This is a genomic window from Olsenella uli, from assembly GCF_901212655.1.
GTDB lineage: Bacteria > Actinomycetota > Coriobacteriia > Coriobacteriales > Atopobiaceae > Parolsenella > Parolsenella uli_A.
Genome location: NZ_CAAKON010000024.1, coordinates 13 through 15806, shown reverse-complemented (window position 1 = coordinate 15806; position 15794 = coordinate 13). Strand labels below are relative to the sequence as shown.

Below are 15794 nucleotides of genomic sequence, written 5' to 3'. Positions count from 1 at the left end.
GCTTGCCCGAGTGCCTAGCCCGGAGGGGTGGCCTCGTTTCGTGCTCCAGCCAGAGTGGACAAGCCGCCCTGAGCCTCCGGCCCGGGATGCGCGCATGGTTCGCAGTCGCTGATTGCGCGGCTGCCCCGAGTGCCTAGCCCAGGACCTCGAAGCCCTCCGCGGCGATGAGGGCACGCAGCTCCTCGAGGTAGCGCGTGGCCATGGGGGAGAGGCGCGCGCGGTCGTTGGTGAGGTATCCCAGCTGCATGGTCTCATCGGTCACGAGGGGCACCGAGACGATGTCGCTGCCGTTGAGGTTCGAGTTGAGCACGCCCGAACAGATCGTGTAGCCGTTGACGCCGCGCAGCAGGTTGAAGAGGGTGGCGCGGTCGGTCACCACGATGGTCTTGCGGTGGCTCTCCGTTGGCAGCAGCTCCTCGGAGAAGTAGAGGGAGTTGTGCGTGCCCTGGTCATAGCAGAGGTAGGGGAAGTCGTCGAGGTCTGCGAGCGTCACGCTCTCGGCGCCGGCAAGCGGGTGGCTCGCGCTGAGGAACACGTGCGGAGGGGCGTTGAACAGCGGCGTGTAGCTGAGGTGGCTCTCGCGCATGAGCTTGCGGAGCACCTTCTCGTTGAACGAGCTCAGGTAGATGATGCCCAGCTCGCTGCGGTAGCCGGCAACGTCCTCGAACACCTCGTAGGTGCGGCTCTCGCGCAGGGTGAGCTCGTACTCCGGGGCGTCCATGCTCTCGAGCAGCTTCACGAAGGCGTTCACGGCGAAGGCATAGTGCTGGGTGGAGATGGCGCAGAGGCGCTTGGAAGGCAACGCGTGGGCGTAGCGCTGCTCCACGAGCTCGATCTGCTCGAGGATCTGGCGCGCGTAGGAGAGGAACTCCGAGCCGTCGGGCGTGAGCGAGATGCCGCGGGCGTTGCGGTTGAAGATCACGATGCCCAGCTCGCCCTCAAGCTCGCGCACGGCGGCGGAGAGGCTTGGCTGGGAGATGTAGAGCTGCCGGGCTGCCTCGGTGATTGAACCGCATTCCGCGACCTTGGCGACATATCGGAGCTGCGTGAGGGTCATGGGGGTCCTTTCGCCGGGGTGGGGTCGACGCCACGGACCATCTTAGGGCACCGGCGGCGGCTGTGCGCCGCGAGTGGGCGCTCAGTACGCTTTCGGGCGCGCGCGAGGGGTACGATGCCCGTGTGCGCAACGGAGTGGAGGCGGGCGGGGCCGATGGACTGGCATATGGATGACGAACAGGTCAGGGCCTGGGCAATGCGGACGCTCGAGCGGCTTGGCACGTCCAAGTTCCGCGCCAAGTTCAGCCTCGCGCCCAAGGACCGTGCGTACGCACTCGACAAGGGCGAGGCAACCATTCGCGAGCACGCGCGCGACCTGCTTGCCAAGCGCGTGGGTACTGCCTGGCCGGAGAACGACGGCCGGCAGACCCCGTGGAAGGGCCATCCCGTCTTCACCGCCCAGCACGCCACGGCCACATGCTGTCGCGGGTGCATCGAGAAGTGGCACCGCATTCCCAAGGGCCGCCCGCTCACCGAGGACGAGCTGAACGACCTCACCGAGCTCGTCATCCGCTGGATTCGGCAAGACCTGGTGCGCCAGCGCCGGAGGGACGAGGCGCGGGCGGCCAAGGGTCGGATTGAGGGGGTGCGGGTGGTCGAGACGCAGGCGGCAGAGGCCCGGGCAGGCGAGGTGTAGGTGGCCGAGATGCAGGCGGCAGAGGCCCGGGCGGGCGAGGCGTAGGTGGCCGAGGAGCTTGACCAGCACTTTCTTGCCAATCCAGACAAGATCGCGAGGCTCATTTCTGCCGCGGGCAACAAAGTGAGGCCGCGACTGCGAAATCGCAGCGACAAGAAGAGCCATGGCGCATGAACGAAAGACCCTCGTCAAAGAAAAAGGCCGAAGCAAAAGCCTCGGCCTCATCATGTATGGTGGGCGTTACAAGATTTGAACTTGTGACCTCTTCCGTGTCAGGGAAGCGCTCTCCCCCTGAGCTAAACGCCCGAATGTGATGCACCTTCTGGGGACCAAAAGTGCGAGAGCTATAGTAGCAACAAACCAGGTCTCTGCACAAGGGGATTCTTGAAAAAATTTTCGCCGTGCTTCGGCTGCGTGGCAACGCGCTGCGATTGGGCCGCTTGTCACCTTGCGTTCAGACCACGCTGCTAGGTGCCGATTGCCGGCTTGCCTTCTCCCTTGGGCGCCTTGAGCCGAGGCCTCGCACCTAGAAGTGCTCCCAGTGAATCTTCGACTGGTCAACGTCGTCGAGGGTGTGGGGCGCGGGGTGCGCCTTGGGAACGCCAAGCGCGAGCATGCCCTCGAGGTGATAGGGGCTTGGCACGCCCAGTAGTTCGCGGACGCACTCGTCGGTGGAGCGCCCGTCTTTGGCGAGGCGCAGCCTGCCCTGAATCCAGCAACTCGCGAGCCCGAGGGAGTCGGCCATGAGGTGCATGTTACTGAGGGCCCCAGAGCAGTCCTCGATCCAGATGTCGCTCTTCTGGGCGTTGCCAAACACGGCGATCACCGCGTCGGCGAGCGCCACCGTGTTGCCCGCGCCGCGTTCGCGCGAGTCTGCGAGCAGGGCTATCGTGTCCCTGTTCTGCACCACCACGAACTGCCAGGGATAGAGGGCTTTTCCGGAGGCGCCGGACTGCCCCGCTGCAAGGACCTTGTCGAGCTGCTCCTTCGTCACGTGCTCTCCCGTGTAGGTGCGTGTGCTCCTGCGATGCAGCATGGTCTCAAGCAAGTTCATGATGGCCCCCTGGTTTGATATCTCACGTCGACAGGCCTTTATACCCAAGTGCCGGCTGGGCAGTTGGCTCCTTCGGCGGGCGAGAGCGATGTGAAAGCGAGTGGCTACAGCCCCGCGGCGGGAGGGGATGATGCGGCGCTGGTTGTGGCTGGGCTGCCTGTGGTGCTGGACCCGCAGCCAGCAAGCGCAATGTCGGCGATACCGAGCGTCATTCAGGCGGATAGAGCTGCGAGCCTTGTGAGTGGCGGGCACCTCTGAGCGGCTGGTTGGACGTGAGAGCGCTTGACGGTCATCGAAGAACTCTAAGTGAAGAAAAAGCAGGCCGGGAAAACCCGACCTGCGGCAATGTGGTGGGCGTTACAAGATTTGAACTTGTGACCTCTTCCGTGTCAGGGAAGCGCTCTCCCCCTGAGCTAAACGCCCGTATGTTGGTGCGCTGTTCAGCGCGAGGGCTATATTAGCAAGAAGTCTTGCTGGCGCGCAAGAGCTTTTTCAAAGATCTTTTGCGCGCAACCTCGGCGAGCCGTGTCTCAGTGTCCCATGCATTACGCCATCTCGCGTGTCACTTCTCGCCATGCGACATCTCGGCGCTCCGCCGTGCGGCGCCCTTGCTGCGCGAGCCGAAGGCGGACGGCGACGGAAAGGTTGCCTGCCAGACGGGCGGAATGTGGGTCCATCGGCGGCATCCCTGCGCGCGGATCGAAGGTTAGGGAACAAATAATCGGAGATTTGGTTGCCCCATCCTTCGATCCGCGAAGCAGGCGGGTGAACGCGGCGGCACGATGCCCTATCCTTGGGACCGAAAAACCGCGCTCGCCCGGCGCGCGCTCGCCCGGCGCGTGTGCACGCCCCGCGTGAGCCTTAGCTCTCGTTCTGAAGGGATCATCCGAGATGGACTTCTCGACTGCCTGTATCCACCCGCCCCGTCATGCGGAGGACCCTACCGGCTCCATCGTGCCCCCGCTCTACCTCACGGCCTCGTTTGCCCATCCGGGCGTGGGCCAGAGCACGGGCTACGACTACACACGCCTGCAGAACCCTACGCGCGAGGTGCTGGAGAACACGGTTTGCGCGCTCGAGGGCGGAGACGACGCGCTCGCCTTCTCGTCGGGCATGGCTGCCATCTCGTGTTTGATGGAGCTCTTCTCGCCTGGCGACCGCATCGTGGCCTCGTGGGACCTCTATGGCGGCTCGATTCGCCTGTTCGATAGTGTCTCTGCCAAAAACGGCGTCGAGACCGTGCGCGTCGACACCTCCAACCTCGCGGCCGTGGAGGAGGCGCTGGCTCCCGGTGCCGCAGCCCTCTTCGTGGAGAGCCCCACGAACCCTACGATGACTGTCTCTGACATCGCGGCGCTGGCCGAGCTCGCCCACGCCGCGGGCGCGCTGCTCGTGGTGGACAACACGTTCCTCACGCCGTACTTCATGAACCCCATCTCGCTGGGGGCGGACGTGGTGGTCCACAGCGCCACGAAGTACCTCGGCGGCCACAACGACGTTATCGCCGGCCTTCTGGTCTCGGCGCGTCCGGAGGTTTCCGAGCGCCTGCGCTACCTCATCAAGACCATCGGCTCGGGGCTCGACCCGTTTGCCGCCTGGCTGGTCTCGCGCGGCATCAAGACGCTGCCCGTGCGCATGGAGCGCCACCAGCAGAACGCCCTGCGCCTGGCCGAGTGGCTGCGCGAGCAGCCGCAGGTGAGCTACGTGCTCTACCCGGGTCTGGCCGACCATCCCGGTCACGACCTGTGCCTTTCGCAGGGCAGGGGCTTTGGCGGCATGGTGACCTTTGGCGTTGATGCGGAGGAGCGGGCGCTCGAGCTGCTGCGTCGCGTGAGGCTCGTGATGTTTGCCGAGAGCCTGGGTGGCACCGAGACGCTCGTCACCTACCCCAAGACGCAGACGCATGCGGACGTGGCGCTGGAGGAACTGGCCCAGAAGGGCATCGACGAGCGGATGCTGCGCCTCTCGGTGGGCCTCGAGTCTGCCGATGACATCATTGCGGACCTGGCCCAGGCCCTGGCCTAGTGAGAGGGGGCAGGCTCCTTTGTACCTTTCCTGGTAACGGCAGTTTCAGGATGGTTGTAAAGGACCTGTCCCCAATGACATATGAGGGGATTTGTATGACGTACGACTTTGATGCGGTCATCGACCGCCATGGCACCGGGTCGCTCAAGTACGACTGCGCCGAGCGGCGCGGCAAGTCGGCCGACCTGTTGCCCATGTGGGTGGCGGACATGGACTTCCGCATTCCGCAGGAGGCCGTCGACGCCCTCGTGGCGCGCTGCGAGCATGGCATCTTTGGCTACACTGAGCCGGACGACTCCTATTTCGCCGCTGCCTGCTCTTGGATCGAGCGCCACCAGGGCTGGCGGCCGGATCCCGAGACCTGCACGCTTACGCCGGGTGTGGTCTTTGCGCTGGCCGCGGCGGTGCGTGCCTACAGCGAGCCGGGCGACGCGGTGCTCATCCAGCCGCCCGTGTACTACCCGTTCAGGGAGGTCATCGAGGACAACGGCCGCGTGGTGGCACGCGCCCCGCTCACCTATGCGAATGGCTCCTACGGCTTTGACGCGACCGAGTTCGAGCACGTCGTGAGCGAGGAGAGACCTGCGCTCTTCCTGCTCTGCAACCCCCACAATCCGGTGGGGCGCGTCTGGGCGGAGGATGAGCTCCGGGCCATGGGCGACATCTGCCTCGCCCATGGCGTGACGGTGGTCTCCGACGAGATCCACGCGGACTTCGCGCGGCCGGGCTTTGCGCACGCGTCGTTCGCCTCGCTGGGCGAGCCCTATGCGTCGCATGCCGTCATCTGCACGTCGCCGGGCAAGACCTTCAACCTGGCGGGCCTGCAGGACTCGAACATCTTCGTGCCGGATGCAGGGCTCAGCGAGCGCTTCCGCCATGCCGTAGCCGCCGCCGGCTACAGCCAGCTGGGCACCATGGGCATCGTTGCCGGCCAGGCCTGCTACGAGCACGGCGAGGACTGGTTTGCCCAGATGAAGTCCTACGTGGAGGACAACATCCGCCTCACGGGCGCGTACCTTCGCGAGCATGCGCCCGCGCTGCACCTCGTGGAGCCCCAGAGCACCTACCTCCTGTGGGTCGATTGCCGCGCGCTTGGGCTCAGCGAGGACGAGCTCCACCGTCTGGTCGAGGACGAGGCGAAGCTCTGGGTGGACTTCGGCGACATCTTCGGACCCGAGGGCGAGGGCTTCATCCGCCTCAACGTGGCCTGCCCGCGCTCTGTGGTTGAGCGGGCGCTCGTGCAACTCGCGGGGGCTGTCGCGCGCCTCTAGCGAGCTGTGAAAGGCGGGCGTGGGGGGGCGCCTGGGGCTCCTCCGCCTGGGAGCTAGTCGCTCACCACGCCGTCCAGGATCATCGTGACGATGGCGATGACGATGGAGCCCACGAAGGCGGCGCCAAAGCCGGTGACGTAGATGCCGGCGTGGGTGATGTTGCGGGAGAGGTAGCCGGCGAGCTCAAGCATGAACGCGTTGATGACCAGCGAGAACAGGCCGAGCGAGAGGATGTTGAGCGGCAGGCTCAGCGTCTTCACGACGGGCTTGACGATGGCGTTGACGAGCGCGAGGAAGAGGGCCGTGAAGATGGCCGCGGCGTAGGTTCCTCCCACAATCTCTATGCCGGGCACGAGCCAGACGGCGGCCCCAACGGCGATGGCCGTGACAAGCCAGGTTCCGATGAATCCCATGTGCATGACCTCCAAAGTCGTTTGGGGCAGTATACCCACGCGCGGTGCGGAGGCCCGGGGCGCTCGCTGTGCCCGCGGCCTCCCACGCGCTGGCTCGCGAGCCGGGGCGGGGATGCCGGTCTTGGTTCCGCTCCGTTCGACGCCACGGGCCGTCGGGCGCCTCGTGCCGGAGGGAGGCGCAAAGGGTCTGTCCCCGATGGCGCTAACCCACTGCTTTGCCCCGGGCACTTTAATGCGCTAAAGTGACGAGCGTCGATAGGGGAGAGCGGGGAGGCGTGATGGACGCGCGAGAGGTCATGGCTTCGGAGTCGGCTCAGGTGCTGGCGAAGGCGTTGGCGCAGATAGAGACGGCCGAGGAGGCCTCGGCCCTGTTGCTCGACCTGTGCACCCCGCGCGAGATCGAGGACCTTTCGCAACGCCTTGAGGTCGCTCGCCTGCTCGATGCGGGGGAGCCCTATCTTGCGGTTCAACAACGGACGGGCGCCTCATCCACGACGGTGAGCCGCGTCTCGAAGTGCCTGAACGGCGCCGTTGGCGGCTATCGCGGCGTCCTCGACCGCATGGAGAGTGCCGAGTAGGGCAGGTATAGCCTTTGCCCAGCCGAGCGGATCGGGCAAAGGCCTTTGTCCAAAACTTATTGTCCGGAATGCGCGGTACCATCGAATCCATTGAAGTGGGGGCCTTGCCGGCTGGCGAGGCCCTGGGCTGTGCGACGACGGGAGAGCCATGGCGCTGCACATCGCGAGTACGTCTGAAGAGCTGCTGGTGGGGCCATCTGCCGTTCGGCTGATACGCGATGCCGTGCGTGCGGGCGGCCGCGTGCTCGTGCTGTGTCCCTCGCTCTCCCTCTCCCTCGAGCTGCAGCGTGCCCTGGCGCGGAATCCCGAGCTTGCCCTGGGGGTCGAGTGCGCGACGCCCGAGACCTGGCTGCGGCTGCGCTGGGCACTCTATGGAGACGGCCGTGCCCTCGTGACGCCTCCCCAGCGTGCCGTGATGATGGCACGCCTGCTTTCCGCGGAGCCCGAGGTTGCCCCGCTTGACAGGGGGAGCGGCACGGCGGGGGTGCTTTGCCAGCTGGCGCAGCGTGCCCTGCCATGGCTTCCTCCCGAGAGCGAGCGCCCAGGTCTTACGCAGGGCGAGCGACGCGCCGTCGAGCTTGTCGAGGCCTACGGCGGAGAGCTTGTTCGCCGCGGGCTTGTTGAGCCCTGCGAGGCGCTGGCGCTCCTCCCCGGCAGCATGGCCAACCAGCACGCCAGCTTGCCAGCCTGCCTGCTGCTGGGCTTTGGCGAGATGCCGCGTGCCACGCGCGAGTTTGCCGTCGCCCTTGGCAAGGTCACCTCCGTGGATGTTCTGGCAAGAGATGACGGGGGACCCGCCTCTGCCGAGGTGCGCCGCATGGTGGCCGAGCTCGCCGAGACGGCGAGCGGGCGAGGTATTGAGGTCGCGTGCGATTCTGTGCCTGCCGCCGACGACGCGGGCGAGGAAGGGACTATGGCTGGCGGCGACGCGGCGGGCTTGGTCGACGGTCCCGGCACGAGGGCTCCCGAGCTTCAGCGTCTTCTCGATAGGCTCTTTCGTGTGCGCGAGGGCAAGGGCATCCTGCCCACAGGTGCCGTACGGCTGCTTGAGCCTGCGGGCCCGCTCGCGGTTGACGAGGCCGTGTGCCGGTACGTGGTGGAGCGCACCTCAGAGGGTGCGAGCCGGGTAGTTCTCGTGGTGCCGGATGTGCGCCGGGCGTGGAAGGGCATCGCTCCCAAGCTCCGCGCCCGGGGCATCTCCGTGCGGGCCCAGTTGGGGTGCACCGCCGCCAAGACGAGGGTGGGCGCCGGCTTCTTGCGCCTCGCAGGGGAGGTCGCTCGCCTGGTCGAGCTCGATGCCTCCAGCCCCAAGGACCCAGCCGAGCCCCTGCCGGACATGAGCTGGTGGCCGCCTCGAGACATCTCCGACTTCCTCCTCGCAAACGTGGGCGGCATGAGCGTCGAGCGTGTGTGGGGACGCGACGCCAACTGGCGCGGCAACCGCATCCTCACGCCCGCGGCCGTGCTCAAGACCCTCACGAATCCGTCTGCCACCTCGCCTGCCCTGGCGGCATGCGTGCGCGAGCTCATGAGCGGCCACATCGCCGCGGCGGCAACGAGGCTCTCTGCGGGGCTTGAGGAGCGGGCCTCGTCTGAGGGGGCCAACGGTGCGCCTACAGATGCGTCCGGCCGTGCGTCCAATGGACCGTCCGGCTCTGCCGCTCCTGCGGGCGCGGACGTCTCCACTCAAGACGTTCCCACCCAGCCCGCGCCCACCGAGGAGGTGCTGTCTGCCTTGGAGGACGCCGCGGCGCTTCAGGCCATTTGCGCCGCCGGGCGCGCGCTCAAGGATGCGGGCGTCGCCCTTGGGAAGGACGGCGTAAGCCTCACCGAGCTCGTGGACCTTGCCGCGATGTCGCTCGATCGCGTGCGCGCGTCGTGGCGCGTGGAGCTCACGGCGCCTGAGGCCGCCTGCGAGGTGCTCATCGTGTCCTCTAAGGCTACCGCCGCGTTGCCGCCCATGTCTGCGGATGTCCTTGTCTACCTGGGGCTCGATGCGGCGTCTTCATCCATTTCCGTAGCCGACGGGGCTCTGGACGAGCTGCTTGCCCATACGGGTGTCGACGTTGCCGCAGACGGGCTCCAGCTGGCGCGAGCCGCCTTTGCCGCCGCGGTGCGCGCGCCGCGCTCCGAGCTTGCCCTCGTGCGCCCGGCGCGTGACGAGCGTGCCTCGGAGACCTTCCCGGCGGTCATGCTCTCGGAGGTCCTGGCTTGCTATGCCACGGAGGAGGTTGACGGTGACGAGGTGCCGCTGCTGCGCCCCGACGCCGCCTCCAAGCGCGACGAGGGCCTGGTTGAGGAGAACCTCAGCGCTACCGGCGCGCGCACGCCGCTTCGCAGGGTTCCGGGGGCTGCGGCCGCCGGTCGGCTCAATGAGGCGCTGCGCCGGCTCGTCGTGGTGCCGCGCGATGGCCAGGCGGAACTCCCCGAGGGGCGCCCCTCGCTCTCGGCGTCTCAGATCGAAAGCTACCTCGAGTGCCCCTACAAGTGGTTCACCCTGCGTCGCCTTGGGCTTGATGACTGCGACGCCGGGTTCTCCAACATGGAGATGGGCACCTTTGCCCACCGCGTGCTGGAGGTGACGCATCGCGACCTGTTCCTCGCCGCGTCGAGGAAGGCGGGGCTCGTGGGCGAGGACGCCGCCGAACGCCCGGAGGGGTCGCTGTTCTGGTTTGACCCGTCCGTGCGGGTTCCGGGCTCTCGTGTGGACGAGGACACGCTTGCCAAGGCCACGGACATGCTGGTGGCGGAGTTCGACGAGCACCTCGAGCACCAGAGGCTTGAGGGAAACGTGCGCTCCAAGCAGGCGCTTATTCCACATGGCCAGGCCGAGCAGCGCAAGCTAGACGAGCTCAAGCGAGATTTGGTGGACACACTCGCCTACGAGTCGACCCGCTTCAAGGGCTTCGAGCCCCGCTTGTTCGAGGGGCGCTTCGGCGGCACCTCGGGCCTTGCGGCAACCTACGCCGGGGCAGACCTTGTGGGCACGATAGACCGCATCGACGTCAACGAGCGTGGCCAGGCGCTTGTCATCGACTACAAGCACAAGAGCTCGCTGTTCGAGGAGTATGCGCTGAGTCCACGCGGCGAGCAGGACTTTGCCGCCGGCTTTAGGCTGCCGCGGCGCGTCCAGACGCTCGTCTATGCGAGCGTGGCCCGAAACCTCTTGCGCGGCAGCGGGGTCGAGGTCGTGGGCGCCGTATACCTTGGCACTCGCGGCAACCACCAGATAGCGGGAGCCGTGAGCGCCCGCGACATTGATGCCGTATGGGCGGCGAGAGACCTCAGGGCCTCCGAGGTGGAGCGCGTGAGCCTGCCGGTGCCGGGCGCTCGCACCTTCGATGAGCTGCTCGACCGTACCGAGGAGAAGATTGCCGAGGCAATCGACGACATGCGCGCGGGTGTCATCGACGCCCGCCCGATTGCGAAGGACGCCTGCAACTGGTGTCCGGTTCTGGACTGCGAGAGGAGGCTATCGTAGATGGCTGCCGTTGACCCAACCGGGTTGCTGGAGGGCCTTCTGCCCGAGCAACGCGACATCGTGACCACGCTCGACCGCCCCGTCTTCGTGGCGGCCGGCGCCGGCTCTGGCAAGACGTTCACCCTGACCCGCCGCATCGTGTGGGCCCTCTGCCCGGGGTCCGGCGAGGGCGGCAGGCCGTTCCTCGACAGTCTGGACCAGGCGCTCATCATCACCTTCACGGAGAAGGCCGCCGGCGAGATCAAGGAGCGCGTGCGCGGCGCCCTTCGTGAGGCGGGCCTTGCTGAGGAGGCGCTCAAGGTCGATTCCGCCTGGGTGAGCACCATCCACCACATGTGTGCGCGCATCCTGCGCACGAATTCGCTCGACCTGGGGCTTGACCCCGAGTTTTCCATGATTGGCGAGCAGCAGGCGCTCGTCATGCGCGCCGAGGCGGCAGAGCGGGCCCTCGCCGAGCTCGAGGGGGACCCGGGCCTGGACGCGCTCTTTCGCGAATATGGCTCCGGTGGAAGGGCAGACGTCCTCGCTCTCGTCTCCGCCCTGCGCGACAAGGCGGCCTCGGCCGAGCGCGGGCTCGACTCGCTTGAGTTCGTTCCGGCGCGCATCGATGTCGAGGGCGCCCTGCGTGCCCTGCTCGATGCCTACGAGGCGCTGTGCGCCTGCGATTCCAAGTACCCCGACGAGCTCGAGAAGCTAGCTGCCTCGCGCGATAGGCTGAGGGGTTTCTTTGAGCTGGCGCCTGGCAAGCGCACGGGGGAGGAGGCACGGCGGCTGCTTGATACGCTCGAGGGGCCCGACGGCAGGAAGTGGCGGGCAAAGGCCGTCGTCGACTTCTACAAGGAGGTCCGCAGGCTCCTCGACGCCGCGAGGGGCGAGGTGTCCCTGGCCGCGGCGCAGGGGCTCGAAGGTCCGCTCATGGACCTCTCGCGACGCATTGACGGCATATATGCCGAGGCCAAGCGCTCGATGGGCGTCTTGGACAACGACGATTTGCTGCAATTGGTGGCCCAGGCCTTCCGCGAGCACCCGGACATCGCCGCGCGCTATGCGAACAAGTTCCGCCTTGTGATGGTCGACGAGTTCCAGGACACCAACGGACAGCAGGTCAGCATGGTCAAGGGCCTCTCGGGCGAGGGCGCGTGCCACCTCACCACGGTGGGCGATGCCCAGCAGGCCATCTACGGCTTCCGCGGGGCGGATGTGGGCGTGTTCGAGGACCGCGGCGCCGAGGTGGGCGAGGCCGGCACCGTGCGGCTCGACTACAACTTCAGGAGCAACGACGCCATCCTGCGCTTCGTGGCGCGCGTGTGCGGCGACACGGGCATCGTGCCCGCGTTCATGGACCTCAAGGCCAAGCAGCGCCCTAACGGGAGCTTCCCGGAGCGGAGCCACCCTCGCGTGGTGGTTGAGCTCACGCGCGCCCACCGCATGGGCAAGAGGCCCGTGCCCAAGCCGCTGCGCTCGCAGGTTGCGGCGGCGCAGCTCGCAGACCGTCTCGCGCGCATACGCGAGACGGGCGTGGCCGCGCACGACATGGCCGTGCTCATGCGGAGCCTGGGCGAGGCGGACCTCTACATCCGGGCCCTGCGCGAGCGGGGGCTGGAGAGCGTCGTGGTGGGCGGATCTACCTTCTCCCGGGCCCCGGAGGTGCGCACGGTGCTCGCCCTGGTACGGGCGCTCGCGAACCCGCGCGACACCAAGAGCGGCCTGTTCCCGGTGCTCGAGAGCCCCATGTTCGCGCTCGACGCCAATGACATGCTGCTGCTGGCCACCAAGCCCCAGGAGCAGCTCGATGCACCGGCAAAGCGCAGGATCTATCCCGGCGCCCGTGCCGACGTGCCCGACTTTGGACCTGTTGGAGCCTCGGAGCGCCTCGCGCATGCCCGCCGCGTGCTTGGCCGCGCCTGGTCTCGCGTGGGCAAGCTGCCCGTAGCCGACGTCTGCCTCATGGCCCTGCGGGAGAGCGGATGGCTCTCGCGCCTCGAGGACGAGGGGGTGGCCGGCCGCGCCGTCGCGGCCAACCTGCTCTCGGCCGTGAGGCACGTGCGCGAGTTGTCCGAGCCGGACGGCCTTGACGCCATCCGCGCCGCAGACGAGTTCTCCCGCTGGCTCGATGCGGCCAAGGAGGGTCCCGCCTCGCTCTCGGGCGAGGGCCTGGACGCCGTGAGCCTCATGACGGCCCATGCCTCCAAGGGCCTTGAGTTTCGCGTGGTGGCCGTGGTGGGTTGCTGCGGCTCCGAGGCGAGCCGTCCCTCGCCGCGCCTGCTCTCCCGCCGCGAGGGGGACCGCGTGGTGCTCTCCCTTGCGCCCAAGGTTTTCTCATGCCCAGACTTGGGCGAGGACACGCCCACGGAGCCGCGGGAATGCTCCAGTCCCCTGGAGTGGCGCTGCCTCATGGAGACCGAGCATCGGGAGGCCGAGGGACGCGAGGACGGCAGGCTGCTCTACGTTGCCCTCACGAGGGCGCGTGAGTGTGTGATTCTGGCGCTGAACGCATCCGAGCGCTCAAAGGGAGGTCTCTCTCCTGCCATGACGGAGCAGGTGGCGGCCGGCCTCTTCCCGGAGCGCCCGCACTCGGGCGAGGACAGCTTCGACTACGGCGGCGCGGCGCTGGGACTCGTGCGCTGCGTTGACCTCACGCTCCAGGCAGAGGGCGTGGTCGAGGTGGATTCGGGCTCAACGCTGCCGGACTGCGATGCCACGCGCGCCTGTGCGCGCGGGGGCGCGGCTGGTTACTCGTATGACGACGCCGCGGCCGAGCGCACATTCCTGATTCCTGACGGCGCGGCGGACGCCACTTCAACAGACGAGCTCACTTCCTGGCGCCCGCGCGAGGGGGTGTTCAGCTACTCCTCGGCACACCAGGCATTGGCTTCGGGCGCGCTGGGCCTTGGTCTGGAAGACGTGCTGGAGCTTCCGCAGCCCGAGGCGCCTCACCCAGGGGAGACGGGCTCTGGCGTGCCCGCATGTCCCGTGCCCGCCGTGGAGGGGCGAAAGGCGGCCGCTTCGCTCCCGACTCAGGTTCCGCTCACGGAGGATGACGGCGAGGCGGCGGACCTTGACGACGCAGACCGCGCAACAAGCCTGGGCTCGGCCTTCCACGAGCTCGCGCGCTACATGGTCGAGACGGGCGAGGTGCCCGACGAGACCCGCATGGGCATCGTCGCCAGGAACTACGGCGTCACCCGTCGCGACCTTCCGAGACTCACTGCGGCCTTAGGGCGATGGGGAAGGAGCATCCTTCGCCGGGAGGTGCTCTCGCATACGCTCGTTCGCGCGGAGGTTCCGTTCTTCTTGGAGGCGCCATCAGCTCTGGGCGAGAACCTCGAGGGTGCCATCGACCTGCTGGCGTGTGATGCCCTACCCTCGTCCGGGGAGGTCCCCGAGGCGTTGCTCGTGGACTACAAGACGGGCGACCAGGGGCTCACGCTTTCGCAGATTCGCGCGCGGCACGAGCTGCAGGCGCGCTTCTACGCCTACGTGCTCAAACGCATGGGCTACGGAAAGGTGACCTGCGCCTTCGTGTGCGTCGAGCTCGAGGACGAGACGGGGGAGCCCGTCGTCATGCGGTATCGCTTCTAGAAAGATGGGGGGCGCCCGTCGTCATGCGGCATCGCTTCTAGAAAGATGGGGGGCGCCCGCACGAGGGCGTCCGCACGAGGACGTCCGCACGAGGGCGCCCATGCAAGGGGGGCGCAGGCGGCCCAAACGGTGGTGACGCCTGCGTGCCCGCCTTGGGCGGGCTTTCTCGGATGTCGGCCTTCCCGGCTGTCGATGCGGCGCTCCCCAAAGGGGCGCACCTTACGTGTGGGCACCCGCAAACATGAGGAGTTCACATAAAAAGGGAGGGATACCCGTGGGTACCCCTCCCTTGTCCAAGCGTATGTAAGTCGGACTTAGGCGAACTTACGGACGTTGGAGGCCTGGAGCTTGCCGTTCTGGCCGGTCGTGATGTCGAACTCAACAGCCTGGCCCTCGTCCAGGGTCTTGAAGCCGTCCATCTGAATCTCGGAGTAGTGGACGAACAGGTCGTCGCCATCCTCGCGAGAGATGAAGCCGTAGCCCTTGTCCGGGTTGAACCACTTAACAGTGCCCTGTGCCATGACGTGCCTTTCTTTCGTTTGCCCCTCCGGGGCAACACATTGCGCCTTGCGGCGCGGAACCAATGCGACCTCGCGGTCACGGGGACTAGTCTACCCCACCGTACAGAGCTCCCGTCCGAGAAACATAAAAAGGTCCATCGGCGGTAGAAGCCCCTGCTCATTATGCGTGCCCTGGTGAAGACACGCATGCCCGCAGGTCTCTTGGGCATGGGTTTGCGGTGGAACCAACGCACCCGGCCGAGAGGGCGGCGAATGACCGAGCAGGCGGCGAGGCCGATGGCGATGTTGGTGATGCCCGAGAGGGCCATCTCGTTTAGGGCATAGGTGTAGTTGGAGGAGACGGCAACGGCCGTGTCGAGCGCCAAGAGGTCCGAGGGGAGAATCGCGGCGTTCTTGAAGAGCTTCACGTAGTGCTTCACGAAGTGCCGGGCGATGCCGCAAAAGCCAAAGAAGGCCACGCCGAGCGTCGGACCGGTGCTACTACGCTGGGTGAGGAAGTGCAGGGCGATCTGGCTTCGAGCTTGCGACGGCGCCTTGAGGCTCGTTTGATTCCGTGTTGGTGGCGGGGCCATGCGACGTGCCGCTAGGGTCGGCTCCACAAGGCCCAGTCGGTCTTGGGCTGGCGGAATGGCTGCGCGACGTTTCGTTTGGGAGGGTGCCCCTCGGCTCGCTCCGATGCGTAGAGCCCATGAGTATCCATGACGTTTGAGATGGACAGAAACAACATCCTCGTCAACGCGGAGCCCAACGCCGCATGAACATCCATGACGTTTGAGATACACATGAACCATCAATTTATCAGCCAAAATGTTGCTCGGCACTAATCAATGGACTAAAGGAACGACAAAGAGCTTGGACTGACTCTCCTTGAATCTCGGGGCGGCGTCTTGTCTCATCGTTCTTGAAGCGACGATCACCCCAGGGTGTGATGCAGCCCCGTCGCGCGCGGGCTCTGCTTGTCCGGGATGGCATCCAGCCGCGCCATTCCTCGGGTCCACAAATCCTCGGGGCAGGATCCAGCCCCACTTTGTCCATGAATTGGGGCGATTGCTTTGTTGGGGCAGACCTCGAGGAAGGCCAATTCGTATGTCCAAGTAATCTACCTCGGCTTTTGTAAGAAGCTGTGCCTCGAGTGATGTTGCGGGGATGTCATTGCCCGCGCCACGACGCCCCAAA

General features: G+C 66.7%; 10 protein-coding genes and 2 tRNA genes. 6 read left to right on the top strand and 6 right to left on the bottom strand.

What is annotated here, in order from left to right; genetic code table 11:
• Window positions 1-133 precede the first annotated feature (133 nt).
• The gene (locus EFAMC2_RS05460) at window positions 134-1057 is read right to left on the bottom strand and encodes a LysR family transcriptional regulator (RefSeq protein WP_154027840.1); all 924 of its coding nucleotides are present in this window, start codon (window positions 1055-1057) and stop codon (window positions 134-136) included.
• A gap of 165 nt (window positions 1058-1222) precedes the next feature.
• On the opposite strand from EFAMC2_RS05460, the gene EFAMC2_RS05455 reads away from it, so the two are divergent.
• Window positions 1223-1693 carry a DUF4186 domain-containing protein gene (locus EFAMC2_RS05455; protein WP_222838526.1) on the top strand — a complete coding sequence of 157 codons (471 nt, stop codon included), beginning with the start codon at window positions 1223-1225 and terminating at the stop codon, window positions 1691-1693.
• Window positions 1694-1924: 231 nt separating this feature from the next.
• Here EFAMC2_RS05455 and EFAMC2_RS05450 read toward each other — a convergent pair.
• From EFAMC2_RS05450 to EFAMC2_RS05440, 3 genes are all read right to left on the bottom strand, one after another.
• Window positions 1925-1999, bottom strand: a tRNA-Val gene (locus EFAMC2_RS05450).
• 220 nt (window positions 2000-2219) lie between these two features.
• A complete protein-coding gene (locus EFAMC2_RS05445; protein WP_154027839.1) occupies window positions 2220-2747 on the bottom strand; it encodes a nitroreductase family protein in 528 nt (175 codons plus the stop codon).
• A 348-nt stretch (window positions 2748-3095) separates the two neighbouring features.
• A tRNA-Val gene (locus EFAMC2_RS05440) sits at window positions 3096-3170 on the bottom strand.
• A 468-nt stretch (window positions 3171-3638) separates the two neighbouring features.
• Here EFAMC2_RS05440 and EFAMC2_RS05435 point away from each other — a divergent pair.
• Window positions 3639-4772: a trans-sulfuration enzyme family protein gene (locus tag EFAMC2_RS05435; protein ID WP_154027838.1), complete on the top strand. Its 1134-nt coding sequence runs from the start codon at window positions 3639-3641 to the stop codon at window positions 4770-4772.
• Window positions 4773-4867: 95 nt separating this feature from the next.
• A complete protein-coding gene (locus tag EFAMC2_RS05430) occupies window positions 4868-6043 on the top strand; it encodes a MalY/PatB family protein (RefSeq protein WP_154027837.1) in 1176 nt (391 codons plus the stop codon).
• A gap of 53 nt (window positions 6044-6096) precedes the next feature.
• Here the strand turns inward: EFAMC2_RS05430 and EFAMC2_RS05425 are convergent, their stop codons facing one another.
• Window positions 6097-6456 (bottom strand): phage holin family protein, encoded by a 360-nt coding sequence (locus tag EFAMC2_RS05425; protein WP_154027836.1) that lies wholly within the window; start codon window positions 6454-6456, stop codon window positions 6097-6099.
• A gap of 278 nt (window positions 6457-6734) precedes the next feature.
• Between EFAMC2_RS05425 and EFAMC2_RS05420 the strand changes: the two genes are divergently transcribed.
• The 3 genes from EFAMC2_RS05420 to EFAMC2_RS05410 all read left to right on the top strand — a co-directional run bounded on the left by EFAMC2_RS05420 (window position 6735) and on the right by EFAMC2_RS05410 (window position 14097).
• Entirely contained in the window at window positions 6735-7034 is a 300-nt protein-coding gene (locus tag EFAMC2_RS05420; protein ID WP_154027835.1) for a YerC/YecD family TrpR-related protein, read from the top strand.
• Between the two features lie 148 nt (window positions 7035-7182).
• Window positions 7183-10515: a PD-(D/E)XK nuclease family protein gene (locus tag EFAMC2_RS05415; RefSeq protein WP_154027834.1), complete on the top strand. Its 3333-nt coding sequence runs from the start codon at window positions 7183-7185 to the stop codon at window positions 10513-10515.
• Window positions 10516-14097, top strand: coding sequence for a UvrD-helicase domain-containing protein (locus EFAMC2_RS05410; RefSeq protein ID WP_154027833.1), 3582 nt, complete (start codon window positions 10516-10518; stop codon window positions 14095-14097).
• A 314-nt stretch (window positions 14098-14411) separates the two neighbouring features.
• Here the strand turns inward: EFAMC2_RS05410 and EFAMC2_RS05405 are convergent, their stop codons facing one another.
• Window positions 14412-14618 (bottom strand): cold-shock protein, encoded by a 207-nt coding sequence (locus EFAMC2_RS05405; RefSeq protein WP_154027832.1) that lies wholly within the window; start codon window positions 14616-14618, stop codon window positions 14412-14414.
• Window positions 14619-15794 lie beyond the last annotated feature (1176 nt).